The sequence below is a fragment of the Streptomyces sp. NPDC056835 genome (assembly GCF_042789485.1).
Taxonomy (GTDB): Bacteria; Actinomycetota; Actinomycetes; order Streptomycetales; family Streptomycetaceae; genus Streptomyces.
This window is the reverse complement of sequence record NZ_JBHUBB010000003.1, coordinates 186,519-207,243: the sequence shown is the minus strand read 5'-3', so window position 1 is coordinate 207,243 and position 20,725 is coordinate 186,519. Positions and strand designations below refer to the sequence as shown.

Sequence of the window (20,725 nt, the reverse complement as noted above, 5' to 3'; positions counted from 1 at the left end):
GCGAGAACGAAGAGCGCCGCGCGCCCCGTGGGACTCACGGGGCGCGCGGCGCGTCCGGCGTCACTCCCCGCCGCGCCCGGGCGCTCCCGTTCGCCCCCGTTCGCTCCCGGCGACGGATGTCTGATCATTGGTCCATTCCACTGACGCGCCGCAGGCCCGGACACCATCGCCGCGAAACTCCGTCATACCCACGCTGACGTGCGAAATCCGCTCCGTGCCCGATGATTGACGGATCGTCCGGAAGCCGATACCCCTGTAGTCCCAGTCGGCCCGGCAGACCCTGTCACGCACCACCCGTCACTGGAGGCTGCATTGCAAGGTTCCGTCCCCCCACGACCGAGATTCCCGCGTGGTCGCGCGCTGCGAGCGGGGGGTGTCGTGGCGTCCGCCGCGCTGCTGCTGCCCCTGGTCTCCGCCGCTCCGTCCGCCACGGCGGAACAGCCGGGATCCGCCGCGCTGCAACGTGAGTTCGCCGCCGCCGCCGAGCGGTACCAGGTGCCGCAGAGCGTGCTGCTGGGTGTCTCGTATCTCCAGTCCCGCTGGGACACGCACAGCGGCGCCCCCAGCGTCACCGGCGGCTACGGCCCGATGCATCTGACCGACGCCAGGACGGCGCTCGCCGACGCGCCGCACCACTCGGAGGGTACGGAGGACCCGCGCGGGGACTCCTCGCGCGCGGCGAAGACCGTCACCGAGGCGGCGCTGCCCAAGACCTCCGAACTGCCCGCCCGGCTGCGCACCCTGGACCGCGCCGCCGAGCTGACCGGGCTGCCCGCCAAGGAGCTGCGGCGGAGCCCCGCCGCCAATGTCCTGGGTGGCGCGGCGCTGCTGGCCGCGGCCCAACGGGAGCTGGGAGCGCCGCTGAGCGGCGATCCGGCCGACTGGTACGGAGCGGTGGCCCGGTTCTCCGGGGCGGACGACTCCGCGACCGCCACGACCTACGCCAATGATGTGTACGACGTGATCAGGAACGGCGAGCGCCGCACGACGGACAGTGGCCAGCGGGTGGCGCTGCGCGCGGCCCCCCGGGTATCCCCCGACACCTCGCAGACGGCGCGGCTCGGTCTGCGCACGGCCGACGCGGGGCGGGCCGAGTGTCCCGGCAAGGTCGCCTGCGAGTGGATCCCGGCGCCGTACGCGGAGTTCGGCGAGGGCGACTACGGCAACCACGACAAGGCCGACCGGCCGAAGTCCCAGTCGGTCGACTACATCATCATCCATGACACAGAGGGCTCCTGGGACACCACCCTCAAGCTGATCCAGGACCCGAAATATGTGTCGTGGAACTACACATTGCGCTCGTCCGACGGGCATATCGCCCAGCACGTGGCGACCGAGGACGTCGGCTGGCACGCCGGCAACTGGTACATCAACTCCAAGTCGGTGGGTCTGGAGCACGAGGGTTTCCTCGCCGCGCCGGACGCCTGGTACACGGAGGCGATGTACCGCACCTCCGCGCGGCTGGTCGGGTATCTGGCGAGGAAGTACGACATCCCGCTCGACCGTCAGCACATCCTGGGCCACGACAATGTGCCCGGCACGACCACCGCGCTGATCCCCGGGATGCATACCGACCCGGGCCCCTACTGGGACTGGGCGCACTACTTCCAGCTGCTCGGCAAGCCGTTCAGGGCGACCGCGGGGCCGGGCGCGTCCGTGGTCACGATCCGTCCGGACTACGCGGCCAACCAGCCGTCGTACACCGGCTGTGAGAAGGCGGGCCAGGCCTGCGCCCCGCACGGCTCGGGCGCCGTACGGCTGCACACGGCGCCGGCCGAGGACGCGCCGCTCGTCAAGGACATCGGGCTGCGGCCCGGCGGCCAGGACTCCACCATCGACGTCAACGACCTGGGGGCCCGTGCCTCGACCGGCCAGCAGTACGCGGTCGCCGGGCGCGAGCGCGACTGGACGGCGATCTGGTACCTCGGGCAGAAGGCCTGGTTCCACAACCCGCGTACGAGCCCGACCGCCGTGGGCGCCAAGGCGCCGGTGCTGACGCCGAGGGCCGGGCTGGCGGAGATCCCGGTGTACGGACGGGCCTATCCGGAGGCGGGGGCCTATCCGGAGGGGGTTCCGGTCCAGACGGTCTCGGCGTTCCCCTACAAGCTGCTCGCCGGCCAGCGCTATGTGGTGGGCGCCGAGGCTCCGAGTGAGTACTACTTCGCGCCGACCTTCGACACCGCCGGACACCGGGTGGTGCGGGGCAGGGACACGTACTACGAGATCCAGTTCGGGCACCGGGTCGCCTATGTGAAGGCGGCCGATGTGGAGGTGCGTCCGGCACGCTGACCAACCGGCGGGGGAATGCCGGGCGTCACCGGCCGCGGGGGAGCCGGTGACGCCCGGCGCATGTCTGTCCGGGTACGCGGGTCAGCGGCGCGGAGTCGTCAGTCTGGGAGTCGTCGGCCCGGAGTCAGTGGCGTGGAGTCAGTAGCGCAGGACGGCGGCGATCCGGTCGTGGGCGGCGAGCGCGTCGTCCGGGAGGAACACCACCTCGGCGCCGCTGTCCAGGGCGGCTTCCACGAGTTCGTCGACGATGTCCTCGCGTACGTCGGGCCCCGCGGTGGACCCGTCGTCCACCGGAATCAGATGGCCGTCGCTGACGCGGACCGTACGGCGGTAGTGCTCTTCGAGCGCGACCAGATCGGCCCGCTTCTCGCGTACCGACTCCCAGACCTCGTCGAGTCCGGCGGCGAAGGTGCGCCGGCCCTTGGCGTCGTCCAGCCGGGTCAGCACCTCGGCCTTCTGCCGGCGCGCGTACTCCTCGACCACGGGCCGGAGTTCCTTCATCAGGACGGGGGCCGGACCATCCGTCAGGCCGCCCTTGACCAGCCGTCCGACGGCCGTACGGGTGGCGTTGCCCGCCTCCTCCAGCAGGGCGAGCGCGGGGGCGAGGCCGACCAGGAGGAGCGGCCGGGGCCGGCGCGCCAGCACCGCGCCCATGGCCTCGTCGACGGACCGCAGAAAGCGGCGGGTCTCCTCGTCGGTGAAGGTGCTCGGGGTGTCGCCGATCCGTTCCTCGCGTTCGACGTCCCAGGTCTCCTCCGGCGGCGTCATGGGAAATCCGTTCTCGCGGTGCTCGCGCAGGGACTCACCTGACCCGCTCCAGAGCGTCGCGCGGTCGGCGGCGATCGCCAGCACCCAGAACGGCCGTGACTGCGCGGTGGCGGCCACGAGGTTCCGGGTCAGATACGTGTCGGAGAGTACGACGCGCTCGGGCACCTCGCGCGGCAGATACCAGACCCGGAACTCCCCGGCGTCGGCGAGCAGCAGCAGTCCGTCGAGCAGATGGCGCAGATCGACCTCGGCGACGGCCTTGTCGAGCTGTCCCTTGATGGCGGCGCGGGATCGCTTGTCCAGATCCGGTTCGCCCTCCAGCCGGCGTCCCGCCTCGGCGAGCAAATTGCGCAGCCGTACCGCGTCCTGCTCGTGGTGGTGCTCGCGGCGGTGCGTGGGCATCGTCAGGGACACGGCGGGATAGGCGCGCAGCGCTCGCAGTTCCCGCAGGACGTCGGGGTTCAGACCATTGCTGTCCATGCTGTCCCTTCGCTCGATGAAGGTCCGGCGGGCGGGCGGACAGCCGCGTGCCGGCCCCCCACTCGTGCATTCCATCTTGCGCGATTCCGCCCGGTTCCGCAGGAGAGGAGGGCCACCCGGCCCCACGTGCCCACCTGCCGTGAACATCGCGGGTCACTCACGGCACCGGCCTCGCGGGATCACACCACACCCTCGGGTGTGGCGCCCTCGATGGGGACCGCACCGGCCGTGAGGTCGTCGATCCGCGACAGATCCTCGGCGCTCAGCTCGACGTCCGCGGCCGCGGCGCTCGCCTTGATGTTGCCGCTGCTGCGCGCGCCGACGATGGCCACGTGCACGCCCGGCCGTGCGAGCACCCAGGCGATGGCCAGCTGCGCGACGGTAAGCCCGCGCTCCTGGGCGAACTCCGCCAGTCGCCGCACGATCGCCAGGTTCCGCTTCAGGGCGCCCCCGGTGAACGCCGTGGACTGGCTTCGCCAGTCGCTCTCCTCGAACGTCGTGTTCTCGTCGAAGCGGCCGGTGAGAAGACCGCTGGCGAGTGGACTGTAGGCCAGCACGCCGATGTTGTGCTCGATCGTGTAGGGCAGCACTTCCGCCTCGATGCCGCGGCGGAACAGGTGATACGGCGGTTGGAGCGTGTCCACCGGCCGTACCGCCGCGAATTCCGCCATCTGCCGGACGTCGTAATTGGACACGCCCGCGAATCTGATCTTGCCCTCGTCGACGAGGGCCTGCAGCACACCGGCTGTCTCCGCGGCGGGCACGGTGGGATCCGGCCAGTGCACCTGGTAGAGATCAATGGTCTCGACGCCCAGCGCACGAAGGCTCTGCTCCACGCCCTGGCGCAGGTAGTCCGCGGACGTGTCGCGCCCCCCTTCCGGCAGAACACCTCCCTTGGTCGCGATCACCACGCCCTCCCTGTCCCCGGTGATCTCGCCGCGCAGTGCCTTGCCCAGCAGACGCTCCGAGGCCCCGAAGCCGTAGGCCTGTGCGGTGTCGAAGAAGTTGATCCCGAGGTCGCGGGCCTCGTGGATGGCGTTGATGGCCCGGTCCTCGTCGAACGTGCCCCACTGCCCGCCGATCTGCCAGGTGCCGAAGGCGATGCGGGAGACCTGGAGGCCGGTAGCGCCGAGAGAGATCCGTTTCATGGCGGGCCGCCCTTCAAAAACATGCGTTTTGGCCTGCTTCTCCATGGTCAGGTCCAGCCGTCATCCTGTCCAACAGAAGAAAATGAACGCACCCAGTGGCGGAGCTTCTGAATCCCCAGGTCAGGACCCTGCCGGTGCCCCTCCCGGCGATGCTCGCCCCGTCGCGTCGTCCAGTACGCGCGCTCCTTCGGGGCGAACATCGCCGGTCACGGCGCCAGGTGGTCTGTCCCGTATCAGGGGGTGAACTCGTACGTCTGCCCCGCGGTCGCCCGGAAGGTCCGCTCACCGCCCGGCAGCAGCGTGCTGCGCAGGGTCAGGTTCGTCGTACGGCTCGCGCGCAGTGTGATCCGGCTCGCCCTGCCGCCGCTCCAGCTGATGTCCAGCGTGACGCCGCCGCGCGCCCGCAGCCCCGTCACCCGGCCGTTCGGCCAGGAGGCCGGCAGGGCGGGCAGGATCTCGATCGGGCCGTGCTGGCTCTGCACCAGCATCTCGGCGACCCCCGAGGTGGCACCGAAGTTGCCGTCGATCTGGAAGGGCGGGTGGGTGTCCCAGAGGTTGGGCAGGGTGGAGCTCTTGAGCTGCTCCGAGAGCATCTTGTGGGCGTGGTTGCCGTCCCGCAGCCGTGCCCAGAAGTTGATCTTCCACGCCTTGCTCCAGCCGGTCCCTCCGTCGCCGCGCGCGGTCAGCGAGACCTTGGCCGCCTCCGCCCATGTGCTGCCCGCGACGATCTGCCGGCCCGGGTGGAGGCCGAAGAGATGGGAGACATGGCGGTGGTCGTCGGTCCGGCTGTCGACGTCGGTCTTCCACTCCTGGAGCTGGCCCCAGGAACCGATACGGAGCCCGGGGTCGAGGTCGCGCAGAGCGGTCTGAAGCCGGGTACGGAAGTCGGGCGCGTCCCCCAGGGTTCTGGCGGCCTCCAGGGTGTTGGTGAACAGATCGTGCACGATCTGCTGGGACATCGCCGCGCCCACCGTGAAGTCCCCGTGCTCCGGTGAGTAGCTGGGCGTGACGACGAGCTTGCCGTCGCGCGGGTCGGTGCGGAGATTGGCGAGCCAGAACTCCGCGGCCTCCTTCATCACCGGGTAGGCGGTGGAGCGCAGATAGTCGGTGGAGCCATTGAACCTGTAGTGGTCGTAGAGCTGCTGGGTGAGCCAGGCCGCGGCCTCCGGGAACCAGAACGAGGTGGCCCAGTCGTGGACGCCCGTGAAGCCGAACGGGTTGGTCTCGTTCTGTACGACCCAGCCGCCCGAGCCGAAGATCTCCCGCGCGCTCACCCGGCCGGGCGCGCGCATCGCCTCGACGTAGCGGTCGTAGGGCGCTGTGGTCTCGGCGAGGTTGGTGACCTCGGCGAGCCAGTAGTTCATCTGGAGGTTGATGTTGACGTGATAGTCCGCCGACCAGGGCGGGTTGGTGACGTTGTTCCACACGCCCTGGAGGTTCGCGGGCAGGGAGCCGGCCCGCGATGAGGCGATCAGCAGGTAGCGGCCGTACTGGAAGAACAGCGCTTCGAGCGCCCGGTCGGCGGCGCCGGCGCCCCCCGTGTACTGCGTCAGGAGCTGATTGGTGGGCAGGTCGGGCAGTTGCTGGCCGATATCGAGCGAGACCCGGCCGAAGAGCGCGCCGTGGTCGTTCACATGGGCGGTGCGCAGGGCGTCGTACGAGCGGGCGGCGGCCGCGTCGACCGCGCCGGTGACGGCTCCGTGCGGGTCGGCGCCCCGGTAGCTCGGATAGGTGTCGGCGTAGTCCGTACCGGCGGCGAGGACGAACCAGGCGCTGTTGGCGCCGATGACGGTGAGGCTGCCGTTCGCCCCCGCGCTGACCTGGCCGCCATCGGTCCGTACCCGGATCTGGGTCTCGAACCGCATCCCGTTGTCCTGGAGCGCGCCCCTGACGGTGAGCCGGTCACCGCTCGCCGTGGCGGTGAAGTCGGCGCGCGGCGAGGTGTAGCGCAGGGTGAAGCCGATCTTTCCCGGCTGGTTGGCGGAGAACCGGCCGACGATGACCTTGCCGGGGTAGGAGGCGAAGAACTCCCGTGTGTACGCGACGCCTTGGTGGGTGTACGTGACGGCGGCGAGCGCGGACGCGAGGTCGAGGGTACGGCGGTAGGAGCCGTCGGGGGCCGACGGGGCGCCCGGTACGGCCAGTTCCAGATCGCCCAGTACCTGGTACGCGCCGAAGCCGTGCTTCGGCTGGCCGAGTTCGGCGGCGACGGCTTCCGGGGTGAGTTTGCCCTCGGTGTCGAGGCGCCGCTGTACGGAGGCGAGCACCCCGGGCCGGGGCTGGGTCCAGTTGCCGTGGTCGTATCCGCCGGCGGCCCCGGGGCCGCCGGTCCACAGGGTCTTCTCGTTGAGGGTGAGGCGCTCGGTGGCGAGGGTGCCGAACACGCTCGCACCGAGCGCACCACTGCCGATGGGCAGCGACTCGCGCTCCCAGTCGGCGGCGGGTGTGTGATACCTGAGCGTCAATTCATCGGAGGGGTTAACGGCGGCTGCGGCTCCGGATATCGCCGGAATACCCAGCGTCAGGGCGCCCGTTACCCCGAGCGCGGACTTGATCGTGGTTCTGCGGCTCATCCCAGGGGTCATGGCAGGCACGGTAAAAGTCCGATGACTGAAATGGCAAGGGACATGACAAATTCGCTCCCGCCGGTACGGACCCGGCCGATTACCGGCCGGTCATCCATAGCGTGCGGGAGCGATCGGCTACTGGCTCAGCCCTGCTGGAACAGCTCCGCGGGCAGCGGCTTCAGCAGTGCGTAGAGATCGTCCGTGATCGGCCGGTCCCAGCTGGCGATGGTCACCAGCACATCGTCGCTGCGGTCGAACTGCACGCAGGAGATCCGGCTTTCCGAGAGCTTGAGGCGGCGCACGATCAGGAGGTTGTCCCCCTGCATCACCGGGATGTCCTCGGCGCCGGTCACCTCGACCGGCTCCTCGTTCTCCAGCGCCAGCAGCAGCTGGGCCACCTCGAACGGAATCTGCCCGTCGGCCAGCTCGCGGGCGGGCGACCCCGCGGGCAGGTTCCCGATGATCATCGCGGGCCCGCGGCCACCGAACAGGTCGTACCTGAGGAAGACACCCTGGCAGCTGCCATCGGGCGCGGGCAGCAGCCCCGCCCCCAGATTGCCGGGCCAGTCACCCGGGTCCATGGCCAGGACATCGAAGTCCGGGCCCGCGGGTGTGGCGGCGCTGCGGCGGCGGAGAAAGGACATCCCACCATGGTACGGGTTCGCGTCACTTCACCGGAGCCGGCCGCCCACGCTCCGTCAGCCGGGCGGAACGCCGTCACATCTGTCAGGTGAGGTCGAACTCCCCGTCGCGCGCGTTGATCACGAAGGCCCGCCACTCGGCCGGGCTGAAGATCAGCGACGGGCTCTCCGGCCGGCCGCTGTTGCGCATGGCGATGAACCCCTCCACGAAGGCGATCTGGACGTCACCCGTACCCCGGCTGCTCGACTGCCAGTCCGCGTTGCTCAGATCGAGTTCCGGCTTCTCCCAGCCCGAAAGCGGCTTATGGGTGGTGGTGCTCTCAGCCACGTCCTGCTCCTCCCGCTGCGTCGTCCCGGGGCCACCCTATCGACCGGCGCCGGTCCCGGACAGGCCGCGGCGCGAGGCCCGGGCGGGGCGGTTCATGGCCGGCCGGCCGAGCCGGGCGAGCGGCGCGGCGCCGTCATCCGCGCCGTGTCCAGCCGTAGTTCGCCGCACACCGGGGACTGGCGGGGCCGGGGTTCCCGTACCGCCGGGGCCGGGGTTCCCGTGTCCGCGCGCGGACACCCCGGCCGGAGCACGGGGAATCGCCGCATGGGTCGCGTCGCGGCTCTTGACGCTCGTCGGCACTCCTGAATTACTGATCCCGGGACGATCAACCGAATGATCGGTCGATCAGACGTCCGCATTGTCCGAGGGACCGGGAGAGCGCCCATGACACCTCTGCTGGACGCGGCGGAACAGCTCAGCCGCGAGGAGCTGGCCGTACTGCAACTGGAGCGGCTGCGCGCCACGCTGCGCCACGCCTACGAGAACGTCGCCCATTACCGGACGGCCTTCGACCGGGCGGGGGTACGTCCCGAGGACTGCCGTTCGCTCGCCGATCTGGCGCGCTTCCCCTTCACCGCCAAGGCCGATCTGCGGGACAACTATCCGTTCGGGATGTTCGCCGTGGATCAGTCGGAGGTACGGCGCGTCCACGCCTCCAGCGGCACCACGGGCCGGCCGACCGTCGTCGGATACACCCAGCGGGATCTGGACACCTGGGCCGATGTGGTGGCCCGCTCGATCCGGGCGGCCGGCGGACGCCCGGGGCACAAGGTCCATGTGGCGTACGGCTACGGGCTCTTCACCGGCGGCCTCGGTGCGCACTACGGCGCCGAACGGCTCGGCTGCACGGTGATCCCCGCGTCCGGGGGCATGACGGCCCGCCAGGTCCAGCTGATCCAGGACTTCCGCCCCGAGATCATCATGGTGACGCCCTCGTACATGCTGACGCTGCTCGACGAGTTCGAGCGCCAGGGCGTGGACCCCCGTACGACCTCCCTCCAGGTGGGCATCTTCGGCGCCGAGCCCTGGACGGAGGAGATGCGGCGCGAGATCGAGGAGCGGTTCGCGATCGACGCGGTCGACATCTACGGACTGTCGGAGGTGATGGGCCCGGGGGTCGCCCAGGAGTGTGTGGAGACCAAGGACGGTCTGCACATCTGGGAGGACCACTTCTATCCGGAAGTGGTCGATCCGTTCACCGGGGAGGTACAGCCGGACGGCGCGGAGGGCGAGCTGGTCTTCACCTCGCTCACCAAGGAGGCTATGCCGGTGATCCGCTACCGGACCCGGGACCTCACCCGGCTGCTGCCCGGTACGGCGCGGGTCTTCCGCCGGATGGCGAAGATCACCGGCCGGTCCGACGACATGGTGATCCTGCGCGGGGTGAACCTCTTCCCCACCCAGATCGAGGAGATCGTGCTGCGTACGCCGGGGGTGGCCCCGCACTTCCAGCTCCGGCTGACCCGCGAGGGCCGGATGGACGCGCTGACGGTACGGGCCGAGGCCCGCGCCGAGGCGACCTCCGCGCAGCGCGCGGACGCGGTGCGGGCGATCGCCGCGGCCGTCAAGGACGGGGTCGGGGTCTCGGTGGCGGTGGAGGTCGTGGATCCGGAGACCCTGGAGCGCTCGGTGGGCAAGATCAAGCGGATCGTGGACCTCAGGAGCCGCTGAGGCGGTCCCGCAGCTCACGTTTGAGGATCTTCCCGCTGGCGTTGCGCGGCAGCGCCGCCATGAACACGATCCGCTTCGGGGCCTTGAAGTGGGCAAGCTTCTCGCGGGCGTGGGCGAGGAGTTCGGCCTCGGTGACCTCGCCGCGCGGGACGACGACGGCGGTGACGGCCTCGATCCAGCGGTCGTCGGGCAGCCCGACGACCGCGGTCTCGGCGACGCCGGGGTGGGTGTAAAGAGCGTCCTCGACCTGCCGGGAGGCCACCAGCACCCCACCGGAGTTGATGACGTCCTTCACCCGGTCGACCACCGTGTAGTAGCCCTCGGTGTCCCGCACGGCGAGATCCCCGGAGTGGAACCAGCCGTCGCGGAACGCCTCCGCCGTCTCCTCCGGCTTGTCCCAGTACCCCGCGCAGAGCTGCGGCGACCGGTACACGACCTCGCCGGCCGTACCGTCCGGAACCTCCTCGCCGCTCTCGTCGACGACCCGTGCCTCGACGTGCCGGACGGGCCTGCCGCAGGAGTCCATCCGGCCCTCGTGCTCGTCGGGTCCGAGGACCGTGGCGAGGGGGCCGATCTCGCTCTGTCCGAAGCAGTTGTAGAAGGCGAGCGAGGGCAGCTGTGCGCGCAGCCGTTCCAGTACGGGCACCGGCATGATCGAGGCGCCGTAGTACGCCTTGCGCAGCGCGGTCAGATCGCGCGTGGTGAACTCGGGGTGCCGCGAGAGACCGATCCATACGGTGGGCGGTGCGAAGAGGCTGTCGGCGCGGCCCACGCCGACGAGTTCGAAGATCGTCTCCGGGTCCGGTGCGTCCAGGATGGTGTTCTCCGCGCCGACCGCGAGATACGGCAGCAGGAAGACATGCATCTGGGCGGAGTGGTAGAGCGGCAGTGAGTGGACCGGCCGGTCGCTCTCCCGCAGATCCAGGGCGGTGATGGCGCTGGCGTACGCGTGCACCTGGGCGCGGTGCGTCATCATGGCGCCCTTGGGCAGCGCGGTGGTGCCCGAGGTGTAGAGCAGCTGGGACAGCTCGCGCGGGTCGCCGGCGCGTTCGTACGGCCTCGGCGTGGCCAGCGCGGCGAGCAGCGAGTCGTCGGTGTCGCGCAGAGCGCGGACCGGGACGCCCCCGGCGACCCGTCCGGCGAGGCCCGGATCCGCGAGGACGAGCGCGCTGCCCGACTGCTTCACGAGGTAGCCGAGATCGTCGCCGGTGAGGTGCTGATTGACCGGTACGTGGACGAGCCCGGCCCGCGCGCAGGCGAGGTAGGCGATCAGATAGACGTCCGAGTTATGCCCGTAGGACGCCACCCGGTCGCCGTCCGCGAGACCGTGTCCGCGCAGCTCGGCGGCGGCGGTGGAGACGGCCGCGTCCAGCTCCGCGTAGGTCCAGGTACGGTCCGCGTACCGTACGGCCACGCGGTCGGGCACCCGGGCCGCGGTACGCCGCACCACACCGTCGACCGTGCTTTCGAGCAGTGCCCGCAGGGGGTCGTCGGGCTCCGGCGCGGTGTGGTCCTCGGTGTTCATGGCGCGATCCTCCGGGCGGTCACGCGACGGGTCAATCCCCCGGACCGGCCCGCCCGGGTCACGGGCTGATGGCGAGGAAGACGAACGCGGCGAAGATCCCCAGATGCACCCCGCCCTGGAGCAGGGTGGCCCGGCCCGGGGCGATGGTCAGGGCGCCCACCACCACCGTCAGCGCGAGCAGCACCATATGGATGGCGCTCAGCCCGAGCACCAGTGGCCCGCTCAGCCAGATCGAGGCGAGCGCGATGGCCGGGATCGTCAGACCGATGCTCGCTATCGCGGAGCCGAGCGCCAGATTGAGGCTCGTCTGCACACGCTCGCGGCGGGCCGCGCGTACGGCGGCGAGGGTCTCGGGCAGCAGCACCAGCAGGGCGATGACCACCCCGACCACGGCCTGTGGCAGCCCGGCCGACTCCACACCCGACTCGATGGTGGGGGACACCGCCTTCGCGTCCCCGACTACGGCGATCAGCGCCACGACCAGCATCACCAGGCTCAGGACGGTCGCGCGACGGGTGGGCAGCGGGGCGTGCGAGTCCTCCTCCCGCACGTCTCCCTCCTGGGTGACGGGCAGGAAGTAGTCGCGGTGACGCACGGTCTGTACGGCGACGAAGAGCCCGTACAGGACGAGTGAGGCGACCGCGGCGAAGCCCAGCTGCGCGGACGAGAACTCCCGGCCCGGCTTGCTGGTGGTGAACGTCGGGATCACGAGCGTGAGTGTGGCCAGGGTGGCGACGGTGGCCAGTGCGGTGCCCGTGCCTTCGGCGTTGAAGACGGCGACCCTGCTGCGCACCGCCCCGACCAGCAGACAGAGGCCGAGAATGCCATTGCAGGTGATCATGACAGCGGCGAAGACCGTGTCACGGGCGAGCGAGGCGGTCTTGTCGCCGCCGTCGATCATCAGCGTGACGATGAGCGCCACCTCGATGACCGTGACCGCGACGGCGAGGACGAGTGAGCCGAACGGCTCCCCCACCCGGTGGGCGACCACCTCGGCGTGGTGCACGGCCGCGAGCACGGCGCCCGCGAGACAGAGGGCGACGAGCGCGACCGCGAAGCCGGCCAGGCTGCGACCCCAGCTGAGCACCAGCGCGACCACCGCGAGCAGTGGCACCACCACGGTCCACTGGGACACCAGTGACCTGATGCCGATGCTCGTCCTCATGCGCCACACGCTGCCAGAGGTACTGGTGGTACGCGCGGCGGCGGCGCCGTACGGCGAATCTGTCCCGTCGCTCGTGATGCGGTGTCAGCTCCGCTGTGGTAAGAGGTCCTGACAGGACCCAGGTCCTTCCGGCGGACACGCCCTGGGCCGTGTGTGAGAAGCGACGTTCAGGGGAGGGCTGCCGCATGGCGGAGCACCGGGCGGGCGGACGGGGAGCGAGCGGTACGGAGGGCGGCGGCGTGGGGAACGGCGCGCGAGACGGCGCGGGTGACGGCGCGGGTGACGGCGCGCGGAGCGGTCCGCGGGCCGGTGGGATGAGCCGGCGCAGGCTGGGCGGCGGGGTGCTGGCCCTGGGCGGGGCGCTGGCCGTGGCGCCGATCCCGTTCGCCGAGGGCGCGGCCCGCGCCACCACGCCCGGTTCGGACGGCGCCTCCGGTGGCGCGCGACGGACGACGCTGCGGCACGGCTCCGCCGAGCGGGCCGGTCTCCTCCCCGGTCAACTGGACCGGCTGGTCGACGACGCGGCGGCGTTCCTCGGCCCCTCCCCCACGCACCCCTGGTACGCGGGCGCCGTACTGCTCGCCGGGCGCGGGGGTACGGTCGCCCTGCACCGGCCGCTCGGTGCGGCCGTGCGCTACGCGGCGTACGACGAGAAGACCGACACCGGAGTGGAGCTGCCCCCCGAGCGTCGGATCGCGATGACCGAGGACACGGTCTTCGATCTCGCCTCCCTCTCCAAGCTGTTCACCTCGATCCTCGCCGTCCAGCAGATCGAGCGCGGAGCACTGGAGCTGCCGGCGCGCGTCAGCACGTATCTCCCCGAGTTCGGGCGGGCGGGCAAGCAGGACGTGACCGTGCGCCAGTTGCTGACGCACACCTCCGGCTTCCGCGCCTGGGTCCCGCTCTATACGGCGCCGACGTACGAGGGCAAGCTCCAGCTGCTGTGGAACGAGGCTCCGGTGACCCCGCCCGGCACGGCCTATCTTTACTCGGACCTCAATCTGATCTCGCTCCAGCTGATCCTGGAGCGGATCACCGGTCACACCCTGGACGCCCTGCTCCGCGACGAGATCACCGCGCCGCTCGCGATGCACCGCACCCGCTTCAACCCGCCCGCGTCCTGGAAACCGGGGATCGCCGCCACCGAGGACGCGCGTCGGCCGTGGTCGGGGCTCGACCGGGGGCTGGTGTGGGGTGAGGTGCATGACGAGAACGCGTACAGCCTCGGCGGGGTCGCGGGCCACGCCGGGATCTTCTCCCGCGCCTGGGACCTGGCGATCCTCGCCCGTACGCTGCTGAACGGCGGCGCGTACGGGCGGGCCCGGATCCTGCGGCCCGAGTCCGTGGAGCTGATGTTCACCGACTTCAACTCCGGGTTCCCCGGCGACGCCCACGGACTGGGCTTCGAGCTGTACCAGCACTGGTACATGGGCGCGATGGCCACCCCGAGCACGGCGGGCCACACCGGGTTCACCGGCACCAGTATCGTTCTCGACCCGACGACCGACTCCTTCCTGATCGTGCTCGGCAACTCGGTACACCCCGTGCGGAGCTGGCGGTCCGGCAGCGCGCCGCGCGTCGCGGCGGCCGACCGGATGGCGCGGGCCGTCGCGGTGCGGCCCGCGCACGGCCGTACCGCGTGGTTCTCCGGCATGGCGGGCGCCACGACGGCCACGCTGACGCTTCCCCCGGTCACGGCCCGCGCCGGAGTGCTCCGCTGTTCGCTGTGGTGGGACACCGAGCCGGACGCGGACGGGCTGTTCCTGGAAGCGTCGGCCGACGCCGGGAGCGGTTGGCGGCCGGTGCCCTTCACGACCGTACGCACCGGGCAGGAGCCGCTGGCACACCCGGCGGGTTCGGCCACGGGCTGGTCGGAACGCCGCTGGCACCGGCTGACCGCGGATCTGGCGGCCTGGCGGGATACGGAGGTGCGGCTGCGCTGGCGGTACACGACGGACCGGCTGTACGTGGGGCGGGGCGCGTATGTGGACGGGCTACGGGTCGAGGACGGCGGGCGCCCGGTCTTCGACGAGGCCCGGCGGAAGGACGCGGCGCGTATCGAGGCGGTCGGCTGGGTGGCGTCGGAGGACTGACCCCCAGCGGCCCGTGGCGGCCCACCCCCTACGGGTACCGGGACTCAGCGGCCCCTGGTGCCGTGCTGCTGGCGCAACGCGGCGACCTGGCGGTACAGCTCCACCGCCTCCGCTCCCCGCCCCAGCTGTTCCAGGCAGTGCGCCTCGTCGTTCCTGGCCGCCAGGGTGTCCGGGTGTACGGGGCCAAGGACCCGGTGCCGCGCCTCGGCGACCCCGCGGTAGACGGTCAGTGCCTCGGGCCAGCGGGCCAGCCAGCCCAGGCCGACGGCGATCTCCCGACGGCTGACGAGGGTGTCGGGGTGGTCGGGGCCGAGGACCCGCTCCCGGGCCGCGCACACCTCATGGGCCTCCGCCAGCGCCTCGTCCCAGCGGGCGAGCCGGCCCAGATTGACCCCGAAGCCGTGCCGGGCCCGCAGGGTCTCCGGATGCAGCGGCCCCTGGATACGGACGCGGTCGGCGACGAGCCCGCGGTACAGATCCAGCGCCTCCTCGCTGCGGCCGAGCCGCCCCAGGCTGATGCCGATCTCGTAGCGCGCGGAGAGCGTGTCGGGGTGGTCGGGGCCCAGCGCGCGGGCGCGGACGGCGGCCACCTCACGGTAGCCGGCCAGCGCCTCCGGCCAGCGGCCGAGCCGCCCCAGCGCGTAGGCCACCTCGTACTGGCTGACCAGGGTGTCGGGATGGTCGGCGCCGAGCACCCTGGCGCGGGCCACGGCGACCGAGTGGGCCAGCCGGTACGCGTCCTCCAGGCGTCCGAGACGGCTGAGGTTGTACGCCAGGTTGTGGCGGCAGCGCAGGGTGTCGGGATGGTCGGGACCCATCGTGCGCTCGCGGGAGGCGAGCACCGCGGCGAACACGTCGTGGGCCTCGAAGTGCCGGCCGAGCTGCCCCAGCACGTACGCCATCTCCTGGCGGGCGGCGAGCGTGTCCGGGTGGTCCGGGCCCAGCGCGCGGGCGCGCCCCTCCGCGACGCGGGTGAACTCGCGCAGCGCGTCCGCCGTACGCCCGGTCCTGCTGAGCGTGAACCCGACCTCGTACCGGCTGGCGAGGGTGTCGGGGTGGTCGGGGCCCAGGGCGTGCTCACGTTCCGCGGCGACCGCGCGGTGCACCTCGCCCGCCTCCTCCCAGCGGCCGAGCCGGCCGAGGCTCAGACCGGCGTTGTGCCGGCTGACGAGGACCGCCAGCTGCTCGGGGGACGGGGTGGGCCGCGCGGCGGCCGGATACGTTCCGGTGGTGGCGCGCGGATCGGCCGGGCGGGTCCACTCGCCGGTGAGGCCCGCGCTGTGGTCGGGCGGGGTGGGCCGCAGCACGGACACACCGGTCGCCTTGTGGCCGGTGGTCATGGAGAGGGCCCAGGACGGCAGCCGGGATCCGTCCGCCGGCGCCCCCGAGCCGCCCGGGTGGTAGGGCACGGGACCCCCGTCAGGCGCCGGGAACGCCGGGAGTACGTGCGAACCGGTGCTCCCCAGGACCGTGCCCGCCGGGCCGGGGGCCGTGCGCGCGGCGCCGATCCTGCGCCGCAGATCCCCCGCGTCGGCGGGCCGCTCCTCCGGAGTCTTGGCCAGCAGATCGAGGACGAGCCGGTCGAAGAACTCCGGCAGTTCCGACCGGTGCTTGCGCGGCGGCTCCGGGATCGTGTCGCGGTGGCCGACCAGTACCGACCAGGCGTCGCCCAGGTCGAACGGCGGGGCGCCGGTGGCGATCTCGTACAGCACGCACCCCAGCGAGTAGAGATCGCTGCGGTGGTCGACCTGGCCGGCGCCGATCTGCTCGGGCGACATGTAGTGCGGGGTTCCCATCGCGATGCCCGTGCCGGTCAGCCGCGAGGTGAAGCCGATGTCATGGCCGAGCCGTGCGATACCGAAGTCGCAGATCTTCACCGTGCCGTCGGTGAGCCGCATGATGTTGGCGGGCTTCAGGTCGCGGTGGATGATGCCCTGGCCGTGGGTGTACGCGAGGGCGTCCGCGACCTGCTCCGCGATGTCGACGACATGGGGCACCGGCAGCGGATGCTGTTCGTTGTCCTCAAGCAGCTGGCTGAGGTTGCGTCCGTCGAGCAGCTCCATCACGAGATAGAGCACGCCGTTGTCCTCGCCGAAGTCATGGACGACGGTGACGCCCCGGTGCTGGAGCGCGGCGGCGACCCGCGCCTCCCTGCGGAACCGCTCCCGCATGATCCGGGCGAACGACTGGTCCTGCTGCGGGCCCAGCGGCTTGAGGCACTTGACCGCGACCTGTCTGCCGAGCGATTCGTCGAGAGCCCGCCACACCTCGCCCATGCCCCCGCGCCCGATCAGATCGAGCAGCCGGTAGCGGCCCTGGATCAGCCTGGTGTCCGCCATCGCGTGCTGTCGCCCCCGTCACCTCGCTGCGCCCTCCCCGGCCCGTCCAGTATGGCCGCACCGTCCTGGAGTGTGTACGGGGCGGGACGGGTGTCGGGGCCGAGGGCGTGTCTTCAAAGTAGCGGCGTCCGCCTGAAGGGCGGGCCTGGCGGCGTCCGGTGCGTGCGATCGCAAGGCGGAGGGTCTCCCCAGTACTGGACGTACTGGGGAGACCCCGACAACGCGGCGAGCGTGCCAGGTGTCGCGAGCCAGGCGGGATTTGTCAGACAGAGCCTAGCCTGGCCATTGCCCGGACCCAACGGGGTGTTCGGCCCGGTCTCCCGCCAGGACGGGCGGACCCGCGCGCGGCGTTGCAGGATGGCAGCATGCTGTTGGCACCGCTCGCGCATGTCTCCCGGGAGGTCGCCGAGACGTCGGCGCGCTCCCGGAAGATCTCCCTGCTGGCCGGACTCTTCCGTACAGCGGGACCCGAGGACGTGCCCATCGTCATTCCGTATCTGGCCGGGCGGCTGCCGCAGGGCAGGATCGGCGTCGGCTGGAACGCGCTGAGGGACCCGCCCGCGCCGGCGGACCGCGCCACGCTGACCGTGCATCGCGTCGACGCCGTGTTCACCGCCCTCGCGGCCGTGGCGGGCCGCGGGGCGCAGGGCGAGCGCCGACGGCTGGTCCAGGAGTTGCTGGGCGCGGCCACCGACGAGGAGCAGCGCTTCCTGGTGGGGCTGATCTCCGGCGAGGTGCGCCAGGGCGCGCTGGACGCCGTCGCAGTCGAGGCGCTGGCGGAGACGTCGGGTGCGCGGGCCGCCGCGGTGCGCCGGGCGGTGATGCTGGCCGGCTCCCTCCAGCAGGTGGCGGAGCGGCTGCTGGCGGAGGGGCCGCGGGTGCTGGAGGAGTTCCTGCTGACGGTGGGGCGGCCCGTACTGCCGATGCTCGCGCAGAGCGCGGCGAGCGTCGCGGAGGCGATCGGCCGGCTCGGGGAGTGCGCCGTCGAGGAGAAGCTGGACGGCATCCGGGTGCAGGTGCACCGGGACGGGCCTACGGTACGGGTCTTCACCCGCACGCTCGACGACATCACGGACCGGCTGCCCGAGGTGACGGCGATCGCCCTGGAGCTGCCGGGCGACCGTTTCGTGCTGGACGGCGAGGTCATCGCGCTGGACGCGGAGGGGAGGCCGAGGCCGTTCCAGGAGATCGCGAGCCGGGTCGGCTCGCGGATGGACGTAGCGTCCGCGGCGGCGGCCGTGCCGCTGTCACCCGTCTTCTTCGACGTCCTCGCCACCGGGGGCGAGGATCTGCTGGAGATGTCGTGCGCGGAGCGGCATGAGGTGCTGGCGCGGCTGGTCCCCGAGCCGATGCGGGTACGGCGGATCGTGGTCACCGGCACGGCCCGGGAGGAGGGGCGGGCCGCCGAGGCGTTTCTCCACGACACCCTGGCCCGGGGCCATGAGGGCGTGGTGATCAAGGCGCTCGACACCCCCTACAGCGCGGGCCGGCGCGGGGCGGGCTGGCTGAAGGTGAAGCCGGTGCACACCCTGGATCTCGTGGTGCTGGCCGCGGAGTGGGGGCACGGCAGGCGCACCGGCAGGCTCTCCAATCTGCATCTGGGCGCGCGACGGCAGGACGGCTCGTTCGCGATGCTCGGCAAGACGTTCAAGGGGCTGACGGACCAGATGCTGGAATGGCAGACGGAGCGTCTGCGGGAACTGGCGGTCCGTGACGACGGCTTCACCGTGACCGTACGGCCTGAACTGGTGGTCGAGATCGCGTACGACGGACTCCAGCGGTCGTCCCGCTATCCGGCGGGGGTGACGCTGCGCTTCGCGCGGGTGGTCCGCTACCGCGAGGACAAGGCCGCCACGGAGGCGGACACGGTCGAGGCCGTCCTCTCGGCGCACGGCCGGGATGTGGCGGAGCGCGGCTGACAGGGCGGGAGCACGGGACGAGAGGACCGCGAACCCCCGGGGACCGCGGGTCGCGATGCCGCGAGCCCCGGGGCCGCGCATCGGGTCGCCGCGAGCCCCGGGGCCGGTGAGCGGAACCGGCCCCGGGACGTGTGCGGCTCCCCGGCTCCCCGGCTCCCCGGCTTCCCCTGGCTCCCCGGCTCAGCCGCGCGGGACGACGGTCGCGAGCACCGTCGGCAGCGCGCGCCAGTCCGCCGAGATCAGGCTGGCGTTCCGCTGAGCCAGCAGGGTCAGCCGGTCGCGGGCCTGCTGCTCGGTGGGGTTGGTGCCGTCGATGGCCGGCGGCACGTTATGGGCGTCCGTCATCAGCAGGAAGTAGTTCCGCTGCGCGTACCAGGCGGTGTCGATTCCGCCGGCCGCGTACGTGGCGGCGTCGCCGTCGAAGAAGACGAACCAGGGCCTGATCGTCGTGTCCGTGTAGCGGGTGCGCGGATCACCGGCGGTGGCGTTGTGGACGGCGGGGAAGGCCGCGGCCTCGCTCAGCCGGCCCGCCGCCTTGAGGTCACGCAGATAGGTGGCGTACTCACGGTCGGTCCACAGGGTGTCGAGCGGGTTCTGCTCCTCCACCGTGCCGGGGATCAGCTCGACGATGAACTTGCCGGCCATCTGCGCGCGCGTCGGCCAGGCACCGGCCTGGGCCGCCTGGTCGAGGTCGGCGCGGTCGCCCACCAGGTCGGCGGGACGGTAGAGGGCGTCGCCGAGCTTGCTGTTGAGCAGCGCGTCCAGGGCGGCGGGGCCACGGCCGCCCTGCCCCTGGAAGCCGTCCTTCATCTCGATCTTGATGACGATCGGCCGGTGGTTCCGGTTGGCGTCGTGCCAGGTCTTGATGTCGGTCAGGCAGCCGGCCAGATCGCGGTTCTTCGCGTTGGTCCGCAGCTGGCTCACCGTGGTGGCGTTGGCGCAGTTGTTGTCATTGCCCAGCGGATTGCTGTGGGACACACGCCAGGAGGCGCCGAACACATTGGTCCACACGTCGAGTTCGAGCATCCCGGCTCCGGAGTCCAGCGCGTCCGCGAAGTACGGGAAGGCGGCCTTCTCGTACGCGTTGTGGACACCGACCCCGGTGGTGGAGGCGTACGGCAGCGCGCCCGGGTCGGCGGCGCCGGCCGACGTGGTGGTGAGGGCGAGCACGGCGACGGCGCCGGCCGCCACCGTGGTGCGAAGGAGCTTTGCCATATCCCTTGTTCCTCCCGTTGCGCATGTCTTGGGCATGTCAACCGAGAGGGAGCGTAGGCGAGTTCGGTGACGGGCGGGAGGACGCGAGCTTACGGATGTGATCAGCGGGAGCGGGGTACGGCAGCGAGAAACGCGCCCCGCCGCTCGGTCGCGGTGGAGCGCGCTCGGTGCGCGAGGCGCGTGGTGGGAGGTGAGAAGCGGGAGGTGAGAAGTGGGAGGTAGGAAGTGCGGGGGGGGTGGGAGGTGGGGGACTCGGTGGCTGTCGCGGTCGCGCTACGACAGCCGCGGCGCGGCTACGGCAGCTGCTCCTCGATGGCCGCGCGACCCCTCTCCGCGAGCCGCCGCCTGGCCCATTCGATGTTCTCAGGGGTGAGATCGCGGCCGGAGGCCAGCGCGAGATCTTCGGCCGTGACCTCGTCGTACGCGCCGGTGTGCAGCAGCCGGTCGGGGGTCACGCTCTCGGGCTCCGGTCGCGCCGTGGACTCTGCGTTCATGCCGCCTCCTCGTTCATCCGGTGTTCGCCATTCTCGTGCCCGCCGGGCCCCGCCGCATCCCCGGTACGCGGCGGCGCCGAGGG

The 20,725-nt window shown here is 71.7% G+C and carries 14 protein-coding genes; 4 read left to right on the top strand and 10 right to left on the bottom strand.

Features of this window, described 5'->3' with window-relative positions:
- Nucleotides 1-312 precede the first annotated feature (312 nt).
- Nucleotides 313-2,289 carry an N-acetylmuramoyl-L-alanine amidase gene (locus tag ACFRMN_RS05370; protein ID WP_383013531.1) on the top strand — a complete coding sequence of 659 codons (1,977 nt, stop codon included), beginning with the start codon at nucleotides 313-315 and terminating at the stop codon, nucleotides 2,287-2,289.
- A 138-nt stretch (nucleotides 2,290-2,427) separates the two neighbouring features.
- On the opposite strand, the gene ACFRMN_RS05365 is transcribed toward ACFRMN_RS05370, so the two are convergent.
- The 5 genes from ACFRMN_RS05365 to ACFRMN_RS05345 all read right to left on the bottom strand — a co-directional run bounded on the left by ACFRMN_RS05365 (nucleotide 2,428) and on the right by ACFRMN_RS05345 (nucleotide 8,221).
- Entirely contained in the window at nucleotides 2,428-3,537 is a 1,110-nt protein-coding gene (locus tag ACFRMN_RS05365) for a chemotaxis protein (protein WP_383013528.1), read from the bottom strand.
- Between the two features lie 179 nt (nucleotides 3,538-3,716).
- Nucleotides 3,717-4,730: an aldo/keto reductase gene (locus ACFRMN_RS05360; protein ID WP_383013525.1), complete on the bottom strand. Its 1,014-nt coding sequence runs from the start codon at nucleotides 4,728-4,730 to the stop codon at nucleotides 3,717-3,719.
- A gap of 188 nt (nucleotides 4,731-4,918) precedes the next feature.
- On the bottom strand, nucleotides 4,919-7,270 hold the full coding sequence (locus tag ACFRMN_RS05355) for a glycoside hydrolase N-terminal domain-containing protein (RefSeq protein WP_383013522.1): 2,352 nt from the start codon (nucleotides 7,268-7,270) through the stop codon (nucleotides 4,919-4,921).
- Nucleotides 7,271-7,395: 125 nt separating this feature from the next.
- The gene (locus tag ACFRMN_RS05350; protein WP_030353882.1) at nucleotides 7,396-7,896 is read right to left on the bottom strand and encodes a hypothetical protein; all 501 of its coding nucleotides are present in this window, start codon (nucleotides 7,894-7,896) and stop codon (nucleotides 7,396-7,398) included.
- An 82-nt stretch (nucleotides 7,897-7,978) separates the two neighbouring features.
- Nucleotides 7,979-8,221 carry a DUF397 domain-containing protein gene (locus ACFRMN_RS05345; RefSeq protein ID WP_365745644.1) on the bottom strand — a complete coding sequence of 81 codons (243 nt, stop codon included), beginning with the start codon at nucleotides 8,219-8,221 and terminating at the stop codon, nucleotides 7,979-7,981.
- 384 nt (nucleotides 8,222-8,605) lie between these two features.
- Here ACFRMN_RS05345 and paaK point away from each other — a divergent pair, with 384 nt between their 5' ends.
- On the top strand, nucleotides 8,606-9,892 hold the full coding sequence (gene paaK, locus ACFRMN_RS05340; RefSeq protein WP_383013518.1) for a phenylacetate--CoA ligase PaaK: 1,287 nt from the start codon (nucleotides 8,606-8,608) through the stop codon (nucleotides 9,890-9,892).
- Here paaK and ACFRMN_RS05335 read toward each other — a convergent pair.
- Both ACFRMN_RS05335 and ACFRMN_RS05330 read right to left on the bottom strand, forming a co-directional pair.
- A complete protein-coding gene (locus tag ACFRMN_RS05335; RefSeq protein WP_383013515.1) occupies nucleotides 9,879-11,417 on the bottom strand; it encodes a fatty acyl-CoA synthetase in 1,539 nt (512 codons plus the stop codon). The two genes, paaK and ACFRMN_RS05335, sit on opposite strands and share 14 nt — an antisense overlap.
- Nucleotides 11,418-11,475: 58 nt before the next feature.
- On the bottom strand, nucleotides 11,476-12,582 hold the full coding sequence (locus ACFRMN_RS05330; RefSeq protein WP_383013512.1) for a calcium:proton antiporter: 1,107 nt from the start codon (nucleotides 12,580-12,582) through the stop codon (nucleotides 11,476-11,478).
- Between the two features lie 314 nt (nucleotides 12,583-12,896).
- On the opposite strand from ACFRMN_RS05330, the gene ACFRMN_RS05325 reads away from it, so the two are divergent.
- Nucleotides 12,897-14,675, top strand: a complete 1,779-nt coding sequence (locus ACFRMN_RS05325) for a serine hydrolase (RefSeq protein WP_383013773.1) — start codon at nucleotides 12,897-12,899, stop codon at nucleotides 14,673-14,675.
- A 44-nt stretch (nucleotides 14,676-14,719) separates the two neighbouring features.
- On the opposite strand, the gene ACFRMN_RS05320 is transcribed toward ACFRMN_RS05325, so the two are convergent.
- A complete protein-coding gene (locus ACFRMN_RS05320) occupies nucleotides 14,720-17,014 on the bottom strand; it encodes a tetratricopeptide repeat protein (protein ID WP_383013509.1) in 2,295 nt (764 codons plus the stop codon).
- A gap of 365 nt (nucleotides 17,015-17,379) precedes the next feature.
- Between ACFRMN_RS05320 and ACFRMN_RS05315 the strand changes: the two genes are divergently transcribed.
- Nucleotides 17,380-18,933 (top strand): ATP-dependent DNA ligase, encoded by a 1,554-nt coding sequence (locus ACFRMN_RS05315; protein ID WP_383013506.1) that lies wholly within the window; start codon nucleotides 17,380-17,382, stop codon nucleotides 18,931-18,933.
- A gap of 180 nt (nucleotides 18,934-19,113) precedes the next feature.
- On the opposite strand, the gene ACFRMN_RS05310 is transcribed toward ACFRMN_RS05315, so the two are convergent.
- On the bottom strand, nucleotides 19,114-20,148 hold the full coding sequence (locus tag ACFRMN_RS05310) for a phosphatidylinositol-specific phospholipase C domain-containing protein (RefSeq protein ID WP_383013503.1): 1,035 nt from the start codon (nucleotides 20,146-20,148) through the stop codon (nucleotides 19,114-19,116).
- Between the two features lie 293 nt (nucleotides 20,149-20,441).
- Nucleotides 20,442-20,642 carry a hypothetical protein gene (locus ACFRMN_RS05305; protein WP_365910186.1) on the bottom strand — a complete coding sequence of 67 codons (201 nt, stop codon included), beginning with the start codon at nucleotides 20,640-20,642 and terminating at the stop codon, nucleotides 20,442-20,444.
- Nucleotides 20,643-20,725: the final 83 nt, after the last annotated feature.